13 protein-coding genes are annotated in these 19,756 nt (G+C 65.1%); 5 read left to right on the top strand and 8 right to left on the bottom strand.

The genetic code is table 11. The annotated features are described in order from the left end of the window. Position 1 precedes the first annotated feature (1 nt). From glgX to treY, 3 genes are read left to right on the top strand one after another with little or no spacing between them, the layout of a single operon-like run. Positions 2-2,080, top strand: a complete 2,079-nt coding sequence (gene glgX, locus SE91_RS24995; protein WP_061849496.1) for a glycogen debranching protein GlgX — start codon at positions 2-4, stop codon at positions 2,078-2,080. Continuing rightward, complete coding sequence (gene treZ, locus SE91_RS25000) at positions 2,077-3,831, top strand: malto-oligosyltrehalose trehalohydrolase (RefSeq protein ID WP_061849497.1); 1,755 nt, start codon at positions 2,077-2,079, stop codon at positions 3,829-3,831. The genes glgX and treZ overlap by 4 nt, the downstream gene beginning before the upstream one ends. 1 nt (position 3,832) lies before the next feature. Next, a complete protein-coding gene (gene treY / locus SE91_RS25005) occupies positions 3,833-6,619 on the top strand; it encodes a malto-oligosyltrehalose synthase (RefSeq protein WP_061849498.1) in 2,787 nt (928 codons plus the stop codon). A gap of 2 nt (positions 6,620-6,621) precedes the next feature. On the opposite strand, the gene SE91_RS25010 is transcribed toward treY, so the two are convergent. Beyond that, on the bottom strand, positions 6,622-6,939 hold the full coding sequence (locus SE91_RS25010) for a polyhydroxyalkanoic acid system family protein (protein WP_061849499.1): 318 nt from the start codon (positions 6,937-6,939) through the stop codon (positions 6,622-6,624). A gap of 175 nt (positions 6,940-7,114) precedes the next feature. Here SE91_RS25010 and SE91_RS35535 point away from each other — a divergent pair, with 175 nt between their 5' ends. Then, positions 7,115-7,279: a DUF3309 family protein gene (locus SE91_RS35535; protein ID WP_008560028.1), complete on the top strand. Its 165-nt coding sequence runs from the start codon at positions 7,115-7,117 to the stop codon at positions 7,277-7,279. Between the two features lie 133 nt (positions 7,280-7,412). Here the strand turns inward: SE91_RS35535 and ligD are convergent, their stop codons facing one another. Continuing rightward, a complete protein-coding gene (gene ligD, locus SE91_RS25015; protein WP_061849500.1) occupies positions 7,413-10,100 on the bottom strand; it encodes a DNA ligase D in 2,688 nt (895 codons plus the stop codon). Positions 10,101-10,216: 116 nt separating this feature from the next. Here ligD and ku point away from each other — a divergent pair, with 116 nt between their 5' ends. Further along, a complete protein-coding gene (ku, locus tag SE91_RS25020; protein ID WP_061849501.1) occupies positions 10,217-11,101 on the top strand; it encodes a non-homologous end joining protein Ku in 885 nt (294 codons plus the stop codon). A 253-nt stretch (positions 11,102-11,354) separates the two neighbouring features. Here the strand turns inward: ku and SE91_RS25025 are convergent, their stop codons facing one another. The 6 genes from SE91_RS25025 to SE91_RS25050 form a co-directional block, all read right to left on the bottom strand. After that, the gene (locus tag SE91_RS25025; protein WP_061849502.1) at positions 11,355-12,044 is read right to left on the bottom strand and encodes a response regulator; all 690 of its coding nucleotides are present in this window, start codon (positions 12,042-12,044) and stop codon (positions 11,355-11,357) included. After that, on the bottom strand, positions 12,041-14,764 hold the full coding sequence (locus SE91_RS25030) for a DUF4118 domain-containing protein (RefSeq protein WP_061849503.1): 2,724 nt from the start codon (positions 14,762-14,764) through the stop codon (positions 12,041-12,043). The genes SE91_RS25025 and SE91_RS25030 overlap by 4 nt, the downstream gene beginning before the upstream one ends. Positions 14,765-14,804: 40 nt before the next feature. Further along, on the bottom strand, positions 14,805-15,410 hold the full coding sequence (locus SE91_RS25035; RefSeq protein WP_061849504.1) for a K(+)-transporting ATPase subunit C: 606 nt from the start codon (positions 15,408-15,410) through the stop codon (positions 14,805-14,807). Positions 15,411-15,521: 111 nt separating this feature from the next. After that, positions 15,522-17,636, bottom strand: a complete 2,115-nt coding sequence (gene kdpB / locus SE91_RS25040) for a potassium-transporting ATPase subunit KdpB (RefSeq protein WP_061849505.1) — start codon at positions 17,634-17,636, stop codon at positions 15,522-15,524. Positions 17,637-17,654: 18 nt separating this feature from the next. After that, positions 17,655-19,358 (bottom strand): potassium-transporting ATPase subunit KdpA, encoded by a 1,704-nt coding sequence (gene kdpA, locus SE91_RS25045; RefSeq protein WP_061849506.1) that lies wholly within the window; start codon positions 19,356-19,358, stop codon positions 17,655-17,657. 112 nt (positions 19,359-19,470) lie between these two features. Then, entirely contained in the window at positions 19,471-19,560 is a 90-nt protein-coding gene (locus tag SE91_RS25050; RefSeq protein ID WP_018641117.1) for a K(+)-transporting ATPase subunit F, read from the bottom strand. Between the last annotated feature and the right edge of the window lie 196 nt (positions 19,561-19,756).

Below are 19,756 nucleotides of genomic sequence, written 5' to 3' on the forward strand. Positions count from 1 at the left end.
GATGCGCCTGACTGCTGGATCGCCCGCACGCCTCGGCGCAAGCTGGGACGGACGCGGCACCAATTTCGCGCTGTTCTCCGCCAACGCGCAGAAGGTCGAGCTGTGCCTGTTCGATACGCAAGGCCGGCGCGAGCTCGAGCGCATCGAGCTGCCTGAGAAAACCGAGGACGTCTGGCACGGCTATCTCAACGACGTCTCGCCCGGCCAGCTCTACGGCTATCGCGTGCACGGTCCCTACGAGCCCGAGCACGGCCACCGCTTCAACGCCAACAAGCTGGTGCTCGATCCCTATGCCAAGCGGCTGGCCGGACGGCTGGTGTGGAGCGACGCGCATTTCGCCTACCGCACCGGCTCGCCGCGCGAGGACCTGTCGTTCGACCGGCGCGACAATGCGCGCGGCATGCCCAAGGCCGTCGTCGTCGACGAGACCTTCAACTGGGGCCGGCGCGAGATCCGTCCCAACATCCCCTGGGAAGACACCATCATCTACGAGGCCCACGTCAAGGGCCTGACGCAGAAGCGGGACGACGTTCCGCCGAATCTGCGCGGCACCTATGGCGGCCTGTCATCACCGGCGATGATCGAGCACCTGAAGAAGCTCGGCGTCACCACGGTCGAGCTTCTGCCGGTCCACAGCTTCGTCGACGACCGCATTCTGGTCGAGAAGAAGCTCGCCAATTACTGGGGCTACAACACGCTGTCCTTCTTCGCGCCCGAGCCGCGCTACGCCCAGGACAACGCGCTCGATTCCTTCCGCACCACGGTCGCCCGGCTGCACGACGCCGGCATCGAGGTGATGCTCGACGTCGTCTACAACCACACCGCCGAGGGCAATCACCTCGGCCCGACGCTGTGCTATCGCGGCATCGACAACGCCTCCTATTACTGGCTGAACCGCGAGAACCCGCGCTATTACGACGACTTCACCGGCTGCGGCTCGTCGGTGAACCTCACCCATCCGCGGGTGCTCCAGATGGTGATGGATTCGCTGCGCTATTGGGTCGAGGTCTGTCATGTCGACGGCTTCCGCTTCGACCTCGCCACCACGCTGGCGCGCGGCCCGAACGGTTTTGATCGCGGCATCTCGTTCCTGACCGCGGTCCGGCAGGATCCGGTGCTGGCGACCGTCAAGCTCGTCGCCGAACCATGGGATCTCGGGCTCGGCGGCTACCAGGTCGGCGCGTTCCCCTCGCAATGGTCGGAATGGAACGACCGCTATCGCAGCGCCATGCGGCGCTATTGGAGCGGCGAAGGCAGCCTGATCGGCGACATCTCCAGCCGCATGACGGCGTCATCAGACCTCTTCAACCACGACGGACGGCGGCCGCGCGCCAGCATCAACCACATTACCGTCCACGACGGCTTCACGCTCGCCGACCTCTTCAGCTACAACGAGAAGCACAACGAGTCCAATGGCGAGGACAATCGCGACGGCTCCAACGACAACCACAGCAACAATTGCGGCGTCGAAGGTCCGACCGACGATCCCAATATCCTCGGCCTGCGCCGGCAGCTTCGCAAGAACGTGCTGGCTTGCCTGATGCTGGCGCAAGGCGTTCCGCTGCTCCTCGCCGGCGACGAGGTCGGCAATTCGCAATCCGGCAACAACAACGCCTATTGCCAGGACAACGAGATCGGCTGGGTCGGCTGGGACAATCTTGGCAAGGAAGGCGACGACATGGTCGATTTCGTCGCCCATCTCGCCGACATTCGCCGCCGCTTCTCGCAGCTTCGCAGCCATCGCTGGCTCGACGGCCGTCCCAAGGACGGTATTTCTTACGGCGCGCTATGGCTGACCCCTGCCGGTGACGAGATGACGGAGAACGACTGGAAATTCCCCGAAGGGCGCTTTCTCTCCTATGTGATGGGGCCGATGGAACCGGGCAGCGCCGCGATCTTTATCGTTCTGAACGCCGCGCCCGAAGAGATCGCATTCAAATTGCCCAAAATGACCGAATACAAGAGCTGGCAACAGATCCTCAACACGACCGAGGCCAGGCTGAACTCGATCGACTTCCTGCCCGGAAGCGACAGCAAAGCGCCGCCGCGCTCCGTGCTCGCCTTCGCGGGTGCGCTATGAGGCCATCCTTCGGGGCGAAGCCGACCAAGGACGGCGTGTCGTTCCGGCTGTGGGCGCCCGGCGCACGTCGTGTCGATCTCCTGCTCGAGCGAAGGCACGCGATGCAGCGCCGGCAGGATGGCTGGTACGTCGCCGAGATTGCCGGCCTGTCCGCCGGCAGCGAATACAAATTCCGCATCGACGACGAGATCGACGTGCCGGATCCGGCCTCGGCCTTCCAGGGCGAGGATGTGTTCGGCCCCAGCGAGGTGATCGATCACGACGCCTTCGTCTGGCAAGCGCGTGATTGGCGCGGCCGTCCCTGGGAAGAGACGGTGCTGATCGAGACCCATGTCGGCACCTTCACGCCGCAAGGCACCTACCGCGCCATGATCGACAAGCTCGATCATCTCGTAGAAACCGGCATCACCGCGCTGGAATTGATGCCGCTGGCCGATTTCGCCGGGCGCCGCGGCTGGGGTTATGACGGCGTGCTCTGGTATGCGCCCGACAGCGCCTATGGCCGGCCCGAGGACCTGAAGGCGCTGATCGACGAGGCGCATCGGCGCGGGCTGATGGTGTTCCTCGACGTCGTCTACAATCATTTTGGCCCGGAAGGAAACTACCTCGGCCGCTATGCGCCGACCTTCTTTACCGACGCGCATACGCCCTGGGGCAGCGCGATCGATTATCGCGTGTCGCAGGTGCGCGCCTTCGCGGTCGAGAACGCGCTGTCCTGGCTCACCGACTATCGCTTCGACGGCCTGAGGCTCGATGCCGCCAACCACATCATGGCGTTCCCGGGCGAGCAATCGATGCTGCAAGACCTCAGCGTCGCCGCCGGCGAGCTCGCCAAGGCCACGGGCCGCCACATCCACCTCGTGCTGGAGAACGGCGACAACCGCGCCAGCCTGCTCGATGCCGCGCAGGAGCCGCCGAACGGCAAATATCGCGGGCAGTGGAACGACGATTATCACCACGTCTGGCACGTGATGCTGACCGGCGAACATTCCGGATATTATGGCGACTATCAGACGCCGCGCATGGATCTTGCGCGCGCGCTCGCATCGGGCTTCGTCTATCAGGGCGAGATCTCGGAGTTCTGGGGCAAGAAGCCGCGCGGCGAGCCCAGCGGCGAGCTGCCGCCTTCGACCTTCGTCAACTTCCTGCAGAACCACGACCAGATCGGTAACCGCCCTCTCGGCGACCGGCTCGAAAGCCTGGCGTCCCCCAAGCAGATCGAGGCCGCGCTCGCGGTCACCCTGCTCGCGCCGATGGTGCCGATGCTGTTTCAGGGCGAGGAATGGGGCTCCAAGGCGCCCTTCCCGTTCTTCTGCGATTTCCAGGGCGAGCTGGCCGACGCCGTGCGCAAGGGGCGCAAGCAGGAATATGCCTGGGCCTATGAGAAATACGGCGACGAGGTGCCCGATCCACTCGATCCGGCAACACTGCAATCGGCCGTGCTCGACTGGATCAGCCGCACGCCCGAAGAGGACGAACGACTGACGCTGGTGCGAGAGCTCCTCGCGCTCCGCCGCAAAGAGATCATGCCGCGGCTGAAAGGCGCAAAGTTCGGCGATGCCGAGGCCGGGGATACCGGCTTGCTCACTGCCCATTGGCGGATGGGGGACGGTGCGACGCTGCGCCTGATCGCCAATCTCTCGGACGATGATGTCGCGTATTCCGACAGCGATGCGGGCACGCCGATCTGGGGCGGCAAGGCCGGCGAGCGACTTCCGCCCTGGTCTGTGGTCTGGCGCCTCGGAGGTTAGCATGCCTCCCGCCACTCCGCTCGCGACCTACCGGCTCCAGCTCACGGCGGATTTCGACTTCGACAAAGCTGCAGCGGTCGTTCCTTACCTGAAGGCGCTCGGGATCACGCATCTCTACGCCTCGCCGGTGATGAAGGCGCGCAAGGGATCGACGCATGGCTACGACACCGTCGATCACGGCCAGTTCAATCCCGAGCTCGGCGGCGAGGCCGGTTTCGCGCGGCTGAGCGAGGCGCTGATCAAGAACGATCTCGGTCTCATCATCGATTTCGTGCCCAACCATGTCGGGGTGCATTTCGCCGACAATCCTTGGTGGCTCGACGTGCTGGAATGGGGCCAGGCCTCGCCGCATGCGGTCTCCTTCGACATCGACTGGGATCAACTGGCCTTCCGCGCCCGCGGCGGCGTGCTGCTGCCGATCCTCGGCGCGTCCTACGGCGAGGCGCTCGAGCACGGCGACATCGAGCTGCGCTACGATCCCGACGACGGAAGTCTCTCCGCCTGGTATTTCGAGCATCGCCTGCCCATCGCGCCGGAACGTTACGGCGAGGTGCTCCGCATGATCGTCAAGGAAGCCGACGCGGCGGACACGGAGCCCGGCAAGCGCCTGCTTGCACTCGCGGCACGCTACACCGGATTGCGCCGGCCCAACCGCAAGGAAGCTCCCGCCTTCAAGTCGGAGCTCAAGGAGATCGCGGGCGCGGCCGATCTCATCGCGCGCGGCCTTGTCGCCTATCGCGCCGGCAAGGATCGCCCGGCACAAACGCTGGCGTTGCATCATCTGCTCGAGCGCCAGCACTACAAGCTCGGCCACTGGCGGCTCGCCTCCAGCGATATCAACTATCGCCGCTTCTTCGACGTCAACGGGCTCGCCGGCCTGCGCGTCGAGGATCCCGGCACGTTTGCCGCCACCCACCGGCTGGTCAAGCAGCTGATCGTCGAGGGCAGGCTGCAAGGCATACGCCTGGATCACATCGACGGCTTGCGCGATCCGGCACAATATTGCCAGCGGCTGCGCCGCCTGGTGCGCGACGCGCAAGGCAATGCGAAGCCGTTCTACACCGTGATCGAGAAGATCCTGTGCGAGCACGAACGCCTGCCGCATTTCGCCGGCGTCCAGGGCACCACCGGCTATGAGTGGATGAACGTCATCACCCAGGTTCTGGTCGACGCAAAGGGGCTTCCGGCGTTGGACGAGACCTGGCGGCAGATCAGCAACCGGCCGCCGCAGCTCGCACCTTACGTCAAGGACGCCAAGCGGCGCGTGCTGGAGACGCTGCTCACCAGCGAGTTCACCGTGCTGACGCGCCTGCTCGCGCGCATCGCCAACGGGCATTACTCGACCCGCGATTTCTCCGCCGACAGCCTGCGGCAGGCACTCGAGCTCTATGTGCTGCATTTCCCGGTCTACCGCACGTATTTGACGCATAGCGGTCCGACTGCACCGGACCGCAAGCTGATCGACGACACCATCGAACGCGCCCGCTCCGAATGGTTCGCCGCGGATGAAGGCATTTTCGATTTCCTGCGCGACGCCCTGACCATGGACCTGCTCAAGCCCGGCCGGCCCCCGCACAGCGCGCCGCGCGTGCGCCGCTTCGCGCTGAAGGTGCAACAATTCACCGGGCCGATGATGGCGAAGTCGCTGGAGGATACCGCGTTCTATCAATTCCACCGGCTGCTTGCGCTGAACGAGGTCGGCGGCGATCCCGCGAGCAACGGCATGTCCCTTGCCGCTTTCCACCAGGCCATGCGGGTCCGTGCCAAGGAATGGCCGCAGGGCATGACTGCGACCGCGACCCACGACACCAAGCGCGGCGAGGATGCCCGCTCGCGCATCGCAGCGCTGAGCGAAATTCCCGGCGAATGGACCAGCGCGGTGGCGCGCTGGAAGGTGCTGAACGCGCCGCATCTTACGCACCAGGGCAATTTCCGCGCACCCTCGGCGACGTTCGAATACATGCTCTACCAGACCCTGCTCGGGGCCTGGCCACTCCAGGCGCCGGTCGATCCTGAATTCGTCGAACGCATCCAGGCCTATGCCCTCAAGGCCGCGCGCGAAGGCAAGGAGGAGACGAGCTGGCTCAATCCGCATGAAGCCTATGAGAACGGCGTCAACAGCTTCATCAGCAAGATCCTCGATCCCGCCCAGTCCGCGGAATTCCTGGAGGCCCTGCAGACCCTGGCGCGCCGCGTCGCACTGCTCGGCATGCTGAACTCGCTCGGCCAGCTCACGCTCAAGGCGACGCTGCCGGGCGTGCCGGACTTCTACCAAGGCACCGAGTTCTGGGACCTCTCGCTGGTCGATCCCGACAACCGTCGCCCCGTGGACTTTGCCGCGCGCCATGCGGCACTGACATCATTGAATGCTCCCGACTGGAGCGGCCTGAGCAAGAGCTGGTCGGACGGCCGGCTCAAGCTGGCCTGGACGCGCCATCTGCTCGAGCTGCGCAACCGCCTCCCCGACGTCTTCGTCCGGGGTGACTATCAGCCGCTCGAGGTGAGCGGCGCGCATGCCGACCACGTCATCGCCTTCGCCCGCAGCCATGGCCGCGCCGCCGCAATCGTCGTGGTCGGGCGTCACTTTGCACCATTCTCGCAATCAGGCCGGGAATGGCCGGCGCTGGAAAGGATCGATGCAACCATCGAGATCTCCGGCTACACCGCGACAGATTTTGGTGGCAATGAACTGCCACTCGCGCGGGCCTTGCGCGACCTTCCCGTCGCGGTCATCGAGGCGCGGACCACGAGTGCAGCGAAGCCAGTGCGCCAACGCGCGCGCGCCTGAAGTTACTTGCCCCCGTCCTTGGTGAGCAGCAATTGGCCGCGCTTCTTGATCGTGGCTTGCGCCATCTCCGCAAAGCGCTGCAACAGCCAGGGCAACACCACTTCGACCCGGACCTGATCGTCGCCCACGTCGACCTGGCCGCTGGCGATCTGTCCGAGCGCGCGGATACGGAAATTCATCGTATCCCCGCTCCAGCTTTCTTCCTCGACCTGCATCACGGGAATGCTCGCGGCGGCCCGACCGAGTCCCGCCTTGAGCCGGCGCACCGCTTCCTCGCGGCCGAGACGATGCGGAATTGAAACGACGAGCGGTGCTGACATGGCCCTGCCTCCTCACGGATCTCAGATAGTCATGCCTGCGAGGCCTGCAAAAGTTCCATGCATGTTGAACCTGCGTCCGTGTTTCATAGCGGGAACTTTACAACCTGCGGCAAGTTGCCTTCGCACAAGGGACAGGTGCAACGACCCTTTCGAGAAAGGGCTGGAGGAGATTCGCATGTCTATCGGCACGATCATTCTGATCATCTTGATCATCGCCCTGCTCGGCGGCTTCAGCGGCATCGGCGGCGGGCCGTTCTATGGCACCGGCTATTATGGCGGCGGCGGCCTCGGGCTCGTCATCGTCATCCTGCTGATCCTGCTCCTGATGGGACGGATCTAGCGGCGCACGATGATCCGGTAGGGTGGGCAAAGGCGCAACGCGCCGTGCCCACCTCTTCGCGTCAGCAGGAAAGATGGTGGGCACGCTTCGCTTTGCCCACCCTACGAGGGGCGCATCGATAGACAGCCCTAACTCACTTCACCTTTCCCGCCAGCTTCTTGATCGCCGCCTTGATCGATACGGCGGCATCATCATAACCCTCCCACGCTTTCGATCGCGCCAACAGCGCCGGCACCGTGCGCATCGTATATCGCTTCGGATCGAGATCGCTCTTCACCTGCGCCCAGGTCACCGGCATCGACACCGTGGCGCCGGCGCGCGCGCGGGGCGACAGCGGGGCAACCGCGGTCGACATGCGATCGTTGCGCAAGTAGTCCAGGAAGATCTTCCCCTCGCGCAGCTTCTTCGACATGTTGAGCAGATAACGCTCGGGATCGTCATCGGCCATCCACTGGCAGACGCCCTGCGCAAAGGCCTTGGCCTCCTTCCAGCTCACCTTGTCGCGCGCGCTGTGCAGCAGCGGCACCACGACGTGGAGGCCCTTGCCGCCAGTGGTCTTGCAGAAGCTGTCCATGCCGATGTCGGCGAGCCGCTGCCGCATCTCCTTGGCGGCTTCGACGACGTCGGCAAACTCCACGTCGGGTGCCGGGTCGAGATCGAACACCAGCCGGCCCGGCGTGTCATAGGCATAGGGCGCGCAATTCCACGGATGCAGCTCGACACCGCCGATCTGCGCCACCGCTGCGAGCCCTTCGATCCGGTCGATCTGCAAATACGGCTTGCGGTCCCCGGAGACCCTCGCTAGCTCCAAAAGGTTCGACGTGCCCTGCATGGCATGGCGCTGGAAGAAGCATTCGCCCTTGATGCCGTCAGGCGCGCGGATCAGCGAGCAGGGCCGGCCCTTGAGGTGCACGATCATCCATTCGCCGACGGCTTCGAGATAGCGCGCAAGGTCCAGCTTGGTGACGGGATCGCCGTCGCCATCGTCCGGCCAGAGCTGCTTGTCGGGCTTGGAGATAACGACACCCATGACCTCGGCGTTCTGGGGGGCCTGCTTCGTCTGCCGGCCCGTCTTCGCACGCGATCTCGCCGGTGCCTTCTTGGCTGTCGGTTCGGCAAGCTCGGTATCGACGGGCCTCTCGGCCTCGACCTCCTCGGCAGGCTTGTCCTGCCGCAGGCCCTTGAACGCGGCCTGGCGGATGTTGCCGTCGGCAGTGAAGCCGGCGAACTCGATCTCGGCGACGAGCTCCGGCTTCAGCCAATGCACCTCGCGGGTCTTCTTCGGCGCGTTCTTGCCGCCGAACGGGCTTTCCTTGGCCGTCATGGCCTTCAATGACGGCATGAGGCGCTTGACCTTGTCCGCGCCGAAGCCGGTGCCGACCATGCCGACGAAGGCGAGATGATCGCCGCGCTGCACGCCGGCCATCAGGGAGCGGAATTTGCCGTTGGTGGTCTTGTAGCCGCCGATCACCACCTCGTGGCCGGCGCGGCATTTCGACTTGACCCAGCCCTCAGTGCGCCCCGAGCGATAGGGCGCATCCAGCTTCTTCGACACCACGCCTTCGAGCTCGAGCTTGCAGGCCGATTGCAGCACGGCGTCGCCGCCGCTTTCGAAATGCTCGACATAGCGGATCTGGGTCGATTTCCGCTTGCGCGAGTCCAGCAGCTTCTTGAGCTCCGCCTTGCGCTCGCCGAGCGGCAGCCGGCGGTAATCCTCCCCCTTCGCGAACAGAAGGTCGAAGGCAAAGAAGATCAGTTCGTCAGTCTTGCCGTCGGACAGCGCGGCCTGAAGCGAGGAGAAGTTCGGCGCGCCGTTGTGGTCGAGCGCGACGATCTCGCCGTCGATCATCACGTCCGGCAGCGTAGCCGCCTCCTCGGCAATGGCGGCAAACTTCTCGGTCCAGTCGAGGCCCTTGCGCGTCTTCAGCGTCGCCTCGCCATCCTCGACGCGCAGCTGGACGCGATAGCCGTCGAACTTGATCTCGTGGCACCAGCCCTGATCGGCCGGCGGCCGCTCGACCAGCGTACAGAGCTGTGGCGCGACGAAGTCCGGCATCTCCGAGACCTTCTTCGCGTTGGTCGCCGTCGTCGCCTTCTTCCGCGCCGACTTGCCGGACTTCAACGCCGTGCGCGGCGCCGGCTTGACCGTACGCCCCTTCGTCTCCTCCGTGCGGTTGGACTGCCAGACCGCGTCGGCCTTGCCCTTGGCGCCCTTCGCCAGCATGAACGGCTTTGGCGCGCGGCCCTTGCCCTCCGCGATCTGCTCCATCGCGCGGCCGGAGGCGACGGACTTGTCCTGGTCGAGAATATCGTTGTCCGCGCCTTCGCGAACATGTTCGTCGCGGTGCTTGATGAGGAGCCAGTTGGTGCGCTTACCGCCGGTGCGGTCGTTGCGCATGCGCACCAGCACCCAGCTGCCCTGCAGCTTCTCGCCATGCAGCGTGAACTTCAGATCGCCCTTCTTGAAGCCGGCTTCCGGATCATCCGATTCCCAGGTGCCACGGTCCCACAGCATCACCGTGCCGCCACCATACTGCCCTTCCGGAATCGTGCCTTCGAAATCACCGTAATCGAGTGGATGGTCCTCGACCTCGACGGCCAGCCGCTTGTCGTGCGGATCGAGCGAGGGTCCCTTCGTCACCGCCCAGGACTTGAACACGCCGTCGAACTCGAGCCTGAGATCATAATGCAGTCGGGTCGCATCATGCTTCTGGATCACGAAGCGCCGCTGCTTCGACGGCGCCACCGCGGACTTGCCCGACGGCTCGGGCGTCTTCTCGAAGTCACGCTTCTGTCGGTAAGTGGAGAGTTTTTGCAGCACGACCGGTCCCGCTTCTCTTTCGCCATCAAGCCTATCACGGCCAAAGTCCCGCCCGGAACCAAAACCCGGCGGGAGGGTTGGGGTTCCAAAACGCCTTGAAAACGCTGGAGAATGGAATGGCCCCGCGCGCCTATTGGAAGGGAACGTTGAAGCTGTCGCTGGTCAGTTGTCCCGTCGTGCTTTATCCGGCGACCACTGCGGCCGAGAAAACGCGGTTTCACATGATCAACCGCGAGACCGGGAACCGGCTCAAGCAGCAGATGATCGATTCCGAGACCGGTGACGTCGTCGAGAGCGACCAGAAGGGGCGCGGCTACGAAGTGCGCAAGGGCAAGTATGTCGAGATCGAGCCGGAAGAGCTCGAGGCCGTCCAGATCGAGAGCAACCACACCATCGACATCGAAAGCTTCGTGCCTAGCGACGAGATCGACCAGCGCTATCTCAACCACCCCTATTACATCGCGCCCGACGGCAAAGCCGCGGTCGACGCCTTTGCCGTGATCCGCGATGCCATGAAGGATCAGGACCGCGTCGCCCTGGCCAAGATCGTGCTGACCAACCGCGAGCACATCATTGCGATCGAGCCGCTCGGCAAGGGCCTGCTCGGCACCACGCTGCGCTTTCCTTACGAGCTGCGCGACGAGGACCAGTTCTTCGAGGACATCAAGAGCCCGAAGATCACCAAGGACATGGTCGAGCTCGCCGGGCACATCCTGCATACCAAAGCCGCGCATTTCGATCCCAGCGAATTCAAGGACGAGTACGAGAACGCGCTGAAGGCGCTGGTGAAGCGCAAGGCCAGCGGCAAGAAGATCGAGCTGCCCGAGCCCGAGGAGCGGCCGAGCAACGTCGTCAACCTGATGGATGCGCTGAAGCAGAGCCTGAAGGGACGCGGCGGGAAGAAGACGGCGGCGAAGTCCCACGCCCGGCGCGCGACGGGACGGCAACGCGCGGCGAGGAAGACGCACCGGGGTACGGCGAGGCAGAGGAAGGCGGGGTAACTACTTCCGTCATTGCGAGCGCAGCGAAGCAATCCAGAAACTTTCCGCGGCTGCAGTCTGAATTGCTTCGTCGCAAGGGCTCCTCGCAATGACGACGTGAAGACAGAAGCGCACTACAACCTTGGTCGTCATGCCCGGGCTTGACCCGGGCATCCACGTCTTTGCTCGCGTGCCGACGGACGTGGATGGCCGGGTCAAGCCCGGCCATGACGCTTGTGACTCAAGCCGCGCTCGATGCTGACGACGCGACCAGCTAATCCCCCGCCTTCAGCCGATACCCGATCCCCGTCTCCGTCAGCACATATTGCGGCCGTTCTGGATCGGCCTCGATCTTCTGGCGGAGCTGGCGGACATAGACGCGCAAATATTGCGCGTCGGTCAGCTCGTCCCAGAGCTCCTTGAGCAGGAAGCGGTGGGTGAGCACCTTGCCGGCGTGCTGCACCAGTACGCGAAGCAGATCGTATTCCTTCGGTGACAGCTTCACCTCGCGCTCGCCGACCTTGACGATGCGGCGTACGAGATCGACCGAGAGATCGCCGGTGCGGAACACGGGACGCTCGCCCTTGACTTGAAGCTGGTGGCGCAACGCTGCGCGCAAGCGGGCGAGAAGCTCGTCCATGCCGAAAGGCTTGGTGAGGTAATCGTCGGCGCCGAGATCGAGCGCCTGCACCTTGCCGGCCTCGTCGCCGCGGCTCGACAGCACGACGATCGGCACGCCCTCGTTGCGTGCGCGGATCGTGCGCAGCAGCTCGTGGCCCTGGATGTCGGGCAGGCCGAGATCGAGGATGATCAGCGCCGGCTCCTCGGCAAGCTTTTCCAGCGCGGTCCTGCCGTTCGGCGCCTCCAGGATATCATAACCCTGCGTCGATAGCCCCATCCGCAGCAGCTTTCGGATCGGCGGCTCGTCGTCGATGACCAGGACCTTGATCGGAGCAGCACTCATGCGGCGGTATCCAATGCGTGGGTCTGCACGGGAACCGGCAGACGGATGGTAATGACCGCACCGCTCCGGTCGCTGCGGTTGGCAGCCGAGATCGTGCCTCGCATCGCTTCGACGAAGCCGCGGGAGATGGCGAGGCCGAGCCCGGTGCCGGGCCGGACATGGTCGCCCTTCTGCACCCGATAGAACTTGTCGAATACGCTTTCGAGCTCGTCGGCGGGAATGCCGCCGCCCTCGTCGGCGATATCGAGAACGATTTGATCCCGTTCGCGCCGACTGCGGATCGAGACGGTGGTATCGGCAGGCGAATATTTCGCGGCATTGTCGAGGAGGTTGAACAGCACCTGCTCGAACAGCACGGCATCGAGCTCGAGCATTGGTAGATCGGCCGCCAGCACCAGCTCGACCTTGTGGGCGGCGAGAATCTTGTCCGCGCGCCGCAACGCGCTGCCGACGATCTCGCCGAGATCGTGCAAGGACGTATTCGGCACGATGGCCCCGGACTCGAGCTTGGTCATGTCGAGCAGGTTGGCGATGAAGCGGTTGAGCCGCTCGGATTCGTCGATCACCGTCGCGAGCAGGTCGCGCTTCTCGGTATCCGAGAGCGCGCCGGCTAAATCGCGCATGGTCGAGGCCGCGCCCAGCACGGAGGCGAGCGGCGTCTTCAAATCGTGCGAGATCGATGTCAGGAGCGCCGAGCGCAGCCGTTCGGATTCGACGGTGCGCTTGACGCGGTCCATGTCCTCGACCAGCAGCACGCGCTCGATCGCGAGCGCGCCCTGGTCGACCAGCGCGTCAAGCAGCCGGCGCTGGTCCGGCGTCAGCAGCGGCCCGCTGCGATCGTCGTCGATGCCGATCACCCCGATCAGGCCGCGCCCGGTGCGCATTGGCAGGAACAGCCGTTTTGCGCCCGGCAGCGTGTCCGAACCACGACCTGCAGCGCGGTCGTTGCTCCAGGCCCAGTTGGCGGCCGCCAGATCGGCCTGGTCGAGCTCGTCCTCGGGCGGGTAGCCCGACTTCACCGTGAGCAGGCCTTCCTCCGGCAACAGCAGCACGACGCGGACCTTCAGCATCAACGCGATCTGGTAAGCGGTCGCCCACAGCACGTCGTCGAGGGTGGCGGCGCCGGCGAGCTTGCGGCTGAAGGCATGGAGCTGTTCGGTCATCCTGATACGGCCGATGGCGGTATCGGCCTGGATGCGTACGCGCGCCGCGACATTGGAGACGATCATCGCCACCACCAGGAACAGCAGGAAGGCGGCGACATTGGTCGGATTGGTGATCGTGAAGGTGTAGAGCGGCGGCAGGAAGAAGAAATTGTAGGACAGCGAGGCCGCGACGGTCGCGAGCAGCGACGGCCATAGCCCATAGCGGACCGCGACCGCGACCACCGCCGTCAGCAGCACGAGGTCGACGTTCTCGATGCCGAAGCGCGGCTGGAGCAGCTCCGCTGCGCCGAGGCCGATCAGCACGATGCCAAGCGCCTTCAGATAGGGCAGCGGATTGAACGGCTCCGACCGCGCAGCGGTCTGCACTGCCATCGTGGGCGCCGCTTCACCCGGCAATTCGTCACCGGCGATCACATGGACCGTGATATTACCGGCGCGGCGCACCAGGTCGTGCACGACGGAGCCGCGCGTCATCTCGAACCAGCGCGAGCGGCTCGACTTGCCGATCACGATCTGGGTGACGTTGTTGCCTTGCGCGAAGTTGACGACGTCGTCGGCAATGCGGCGTCCGACGGCGGGAATGGTCAGCGCCTCGCCGCCGAGCGATTCCGCAAGGCGCAGCGTATCGGCGAGGCGATCGCGCTCCTCGTCCGAGAGTTGGAGCGAGCGACGCGTCTCGATCGACACTGCGGTGAACGGTGCATGCAGGCGGTCGGCCAGCCGCTTGGTGTAGCGCACGAGACCGGCCGCGCGCGGATCCTCGCTGACGCAGACCAGGATGCGCTCGCCCGCGGCCCAGGGCCCGGCAATGGCGTTTGCCTGCATGTGACTGAGCAGTTGCTCGTCGACGCGCTCGGCGGTACGCCGAAGCGCAAGCTCGCGCAACGCCGTCAGATTGCCCGGCGAGAAATAATGCTCCAGCGCCCGCTCGGCCTGCTTGGGCACATAGACCTTGCCCTCCTTTAGCCGCTGGATCAGATCATCCGGCGTGAGATCGATGAGCTCGATGGCGTCCGCGCGGTCGAACACCGAATCCGGCACGGTCTCGCGCACCCGCACATGGGTGATCTGGGCGACGACGTCGTTCAGGCTCTCGATATGCTGGATGTTGACGGCAGTGTAGACGTCGATGCCGTGGGAGAGCAGCTCCTCGACGTCGAGATAGCGCTTGGGGTGGCGGCTGGCGGCCGCGTTGGTGTGAGCGAGCTCGTCGACCAACGCGATCTGCGGCCGTCGCGCGATCACCGCATCGAGGTCCATCTCCTCGACGATCTGGCCGCGATACTCCAGCCTCTTGCGCGGGACGACTTCAAGCCCGCGCACCAGCGCCTCGGTCTCGGCGCGGCCATGGGTCTCGACAAAGCCGATCACCACGTCGATGCCGGCCTTGCGCCTGGCGTGCGCGCTCTGGAGCATCTCGTAGGTCTTGCCGACGCCGGGGGCGGCGCCGACGAAGATCTTCAGCTTGCCGCTCGCGCCCTCCTCCCGCCGCGCCGCTTCCAGCAGCGCCTCGGGCGACGGACGTTGTTCGGGATCGCGGCGCTCTCGGACCATTGTCCCAATATAGTCACCTGTGGACTGCGAGCCTAGACCGCTACTTCGCCGCGACCTGATCGAGCGCGAGATTCAGCGCCAGTACGTTAACACGGGGTTCGCCGAGCAGGCCGAACAGGCGGCCCTGAGTGTTGGCGGTCACGAGCTGCCTGAGCTGCTCCTCCGACATGCGGCGCGCCTTCGCCACGCGCGGCACCTGGAATTGCGCCGCCTCCGGCGAGATGTCGGGATCGAGGCCGCTGGCCGACGTCGTCACCAGGTCGACCGGCACCGCCGCGTTCGGGTTCTCGGCCTTCAGCTTGTCCACATCATCCTTCAGCCGGTCGGCCAGCGCCTTGCTGGTCGGGCCGAGATTGGAGCCGCCGGAGTTGGCGGCGTTGTAGGGCGCCGGCACCGTCTTGGTCGAATCATTGGGGTCCGGCGCAACCGTCGCCGACGGGCGGCCGTGGAAATATTTGTCGTCCTTGAACTCCTGCCCGATCAGGGAAGAGCCGACCACCTTGCCGTCTTTTTCGATGAGGCTGCCCTGTGCCTGCACGGGAAACAGCGTGCCGGCAATGGCGGTCATCGCCAGCGGATAAGCAAGGCCGGTGATGGCGGTAAGCGCCAGCAGCAGGACGATGGCGGGGCGGATTTCTCTGAGCATGTGCTTTCTCCAGTTTCTCCCGTCATTGCGAGGAGCGGAGCGACGAAGCAATCCAGGTTGTCAAACACGGAGATATCTCTGGATTGCGTCGCTTCGCTCGCAATGACAAATTCAAGCCAAGTGCAAGGCGGTGACGACGAGGTCGATCGCCTTGATGCCGATGAAGGGAATGACGATGCCGCCGAGGCCGTAGATCAAGAGGTTGCGGCGAAGCAGCGCGCCGGCACCGACCGCGCGATAGGCGACGCCCTTCAGTGCGAGTGGAATCAGCGCGATGATGACCAGCGCGTTGAAGATGATCGCCGACAGGATGGCGCTTTGCGGGCTCGACAGGTTCATGACGTTGAGCACGTTGAGCTGGGGATAGAACGCCAGGAACATCGCCGGGATGATCGCGAAATATTTGGCGACGTCGTTGGCGATCGAGAACGTGGTCAGCGCGCCGCGCGTCATCAACAGCTGCTTGCCGATCTCGACCACCTCGATCAGCTTGGTCGGGTTGGAATCGAGGTCGACCATGTTGCCGGCCTCGCGGGCGGCTTGCGTGCCGGTGTTCATGGCGACGCCGACGTCGGCCTGCGCGAGCGCCGGCGCGTCGTTGGTGCCGTCGCCGCACATGGCCACCAGCTTGCCCTTGGCCTGCTCGTCGCGGATTAGCTTGAGCTTGTCCTCGGGGGTTGCCTGCGCCAGGAAGTCGTCGACGCCCGCCTCGGCCGCGATGGCGGCCGCCGTCATTGGATTGTCGCCGGTGATCATGATGGTGCGGATGCCCATGCGGCGCAGCTCGGCAAAGCGCTCGCGGATACCGCCCTTGACGATGTCCTTGAGCTGAACGATCCCCAGCAGCTTGCCATCCTTGGCGACGGCCAGGGGCGTGCCGCCAGACTTCGAGACTTCATCGGCGATGGCCTGGATCTCACGACCGACGTCCGACAGCGCGGCAGGCTGCATCGCCCGCGCCGTGTTGCCGGACGCAACCGCCAGCGGCGCGCCGCCGCCGACGTAATTGAGCATGGCATCGACCGCGCCCTTGCGCACCGACGAGCCGCCGGCATCGACGCCGCTCATGCGGGTTTGCGCCGTGAACGGGATGAAGGTGGCACCGAGCTCGGCCATGTCGCGGCCGCGGATGCCGTATTTCTCCTTCGCCAGCACGACGATGGAGCGGCCTTCCGGCGTCTCGTCCGCGAGCGAGGCGAGCTGGGCCGCGTCCGCCAGCTCCTGCTCGGTGACGCCGCGCACGGGGCGGAACGCAGTCGCCTGCCGGTTGCCGAGCGTGATCGTACCAGTCTTGTCCAGCAGCAGCGTGTCGACGTCGCCGGCCGCCTCGACGGCGCGGCCGGACATCGCCAGCACGTTGAAGCGCACCAGGCGGTCCATGCCGGCGATGCCGATGGCCGACAGCAGCGCGCCGATTGTGGTCGGGATCAGCGTCACGAACAGCGCGACCAACACGACCACCGAGATCGAGCCGCCGGCATAGGCCGCATAGCTCGGGATGGTGACGGTGGCGAACACGAAGATGATGGTGAGGCCGGCCAGCAGGATGTTGAGCGCGATCTCGTTCGGCGTCTTCTGCCGCTCGGCGCCCTCGACCAGCTTGATCATGCGATCGATGAAGGTCGAACCCTGCGCGGCCGTGATGCGCACGCGGATCCAGTCCGACAGCACTTGCGTGCCGCCGGTTACCGCCGAGCGGTCGCCGCCGGACTCGCGGATCACAGGCGCCGATTCGCCGGTGATGGCGGCCTCGTTGACCGAGGCGACGCCCTCGATCACCTCGCCGTCGGACGCGATGGTGTCGCCGGCCTCGACCAGCACGACGTCACCGACCTTCAGGCTGGTGCCCGGCACAAGCTCGAAGGCCGGGCCGGCGCCAGTGAGGAGCTTGGCCTGGCTCTCGGTGCGGGTCTTGCGCAGCGTCTCGGCCTGCGCCTTGCCGCGGCCTTCGGCCACCGCTTCGGCGAAATTGGCGAACAGCACCGTGAACCAGAGCCACAGGATGATCTGGAAGGTGAAGCCGAGGCTCGCGCCACCGGTCACGACGTCGCGCAGGAAGATCACCGTGGTGAGCGCGGCCACGACCTCGACCACGAACATCACCGGATTCTTCACCATCAGCCGCGGATCGAGCTTGGTGAAAGACGCCTTGATCGCGGGGAGCACGATCTTGGGATCGAGCATTGCCGACATCGGCGCGCGTTTTTGCAGTTTGGTCGTATCCATGGAGATCACTCCAAATAATCAGAACAGGTTGCCGGCGTTCATCGCGAGGTGCTCGACGATCGGGCCGAGCGCGAGCGCCGGGAAGAACGTCAGGCCGCCGATGATCAGGATCACGCCGACGACGAGGCCGACGAACAGCCCGCCCGTGGTCGGGAACGTGCCCGCCGACGGCGGGACGGATTTCTTGGCGGCGAGCGAGCCCGCGATCGCCATCGCCGGGACGATCATGAAGAACCGGCCGACGAACATCGCGCTGGCAAGAGTGAGGTTGTAGAACAGGGTGTTGCCGGTGAGGCCTGCGAAGGCCGAGCCGTTGTTACCGGTCGCCGAGGTGAAGGCGTAGAGCACCTCGGTGAAACCGTGCGGCCCGGCGTTCGCCATCGAGGCAACCGCCGCCGGATAGACCACGCCGACGGCGGTCCAGCCGAGATACATCAGCGGCAGCACCAGGATCGCGAGCATCGCCATCTTGACCTCGCGCGCCTCGATCTTCTTGCCGACATATTCCGGGGTGCGGCCAACCATCAGGCCGGCGACGAAGATCGCGAGCACGACGAACAGCAGCATGCCGTAAAGGCCGGCGCCGACGCCGCCGATGATGATCTCACCGAGCTGCATGTTGATGAGCGGGATCATGCCGCCGAGCGCGGTGAAGCTGTCATGCATGGCATTGACTGCACCGCACGACGCAGCGGTGGTGATCACGGCGAACAGCGAGGATGCGACGATGCCGAAGCGCACCTCCTTGCCCTCCATGTTGCCGCCGGCAAGGCCCAGCGCATGCATGGTCGAGGTGCCATTGGCTTCCGCCCAATAGGTGATGGCGACGCCGGCCACGAACAGCACGCCCATCACGGCCATGATCGCCCAGCCCTGGCGCTGGTTGCCGACCATGCGGCCGAACACGTTGGTCAGCGCGGCGCCGAGCGCGAAGATCGAGAGCATTTGCACGAAGTTCGACAGCGCGGTCGGGTTCTCGAACGGGTGGGCCGCGTTGGCGTTGAAGAAGCCGCCGCCGTTGGTGCCGAGCATCTTGATCGCGACCTGGGAGGCGACCGGGCCGACTGCGATGGTCTGCTTGGCGCCCTCCAGCGTGGTGGCCTCGACATAGTCGCCGAGCGTCTGCGGGATGCCCTGCCAGACCAGGAACAGCGTGTAGACGACGCAGATCGGCAGCAGCACGTAGAGCGTGGTGCGGGTCACGTCGACCCAGAAATTGCCGACGGTGCGCATCGATGCGCGCGAGAAGCCGCGGATCAGCGCCACCGCCAGTGCAATGCCGGTCGCCGCCGACAGGAAGTTCTGGTGCGTCAAGCCGAGCATCTGAACGAGATAGGACAGCGTGCTCTCGCCGCCGTAATTCTGCCAGTTGGTGTTGGTGAGGAAGGAGATCGCCGTGTTGAAGGAGAGATCCGGGGCGACTGCGCCCTGGCCGGCCGGATTGAAGGGCAGCAGCGCCTGCAATCGCATCACGCCGTAGATGATGAGGAAGCCGCCGACATGGAACAGCAGCATGGCGACCGTGTAGGTCAGCCAATGCTGCTCGCGCTTCTCGTCGACACCGGAAATCCAGTAGATGCCGGCCTCGATCGGACGCAGCACCGGCGACAGAAACGTCCGCTCGCCGCTAAATACGCGCGTCATGTACCAGCCGAGCGGCTTGGTCAGCGCGACGATGATGCCGCAAAAAAGAATGATCTGGAGCCAACCGATCACAGTCATGGCATTAACCCTTCAGGCATTGTGTCCGGCGCAGGAGCGGCAGGAGCAGCGCAAGCAGGCCAGCGACGAGCGCGGCGTCGGCCAGCAGCAATTTTGCGAGCAGCAGCACGGGTCAGAACCGCTCGGGCCGCAGCAGCGCGTAGGTGAGATAAACCAGGAGGCCGAACGAGACGGCGCCAGCGAGCGCATAATCGAAGATCATGATCCGCTCCGTCACAGCCGTTCGCAGGCGTAGGTGTAGCCGATCGCAAGGGCGAAGAAGACGAAACCCAGCGCCAGCATCAGAATGTCCATCATGTCGATACTCCTCAATGCGAGACGGTATCCGGCATAAGCCGTCTCTCGATCCCGGCGGGCGGCCTGCTACGCGCGAACGCAATGCGCGCCTCTCCCGATCG

The sequence above is a fragment of the Bradyrhizobium sp. DOA1 genome (assembly GCF_001593325.1).
Lineage (GTDB): Bacteria > Pseudomonadota > Alphaproteobacteria > Rhizobiales > Xanthobacteraceae > Bradyrhizobium.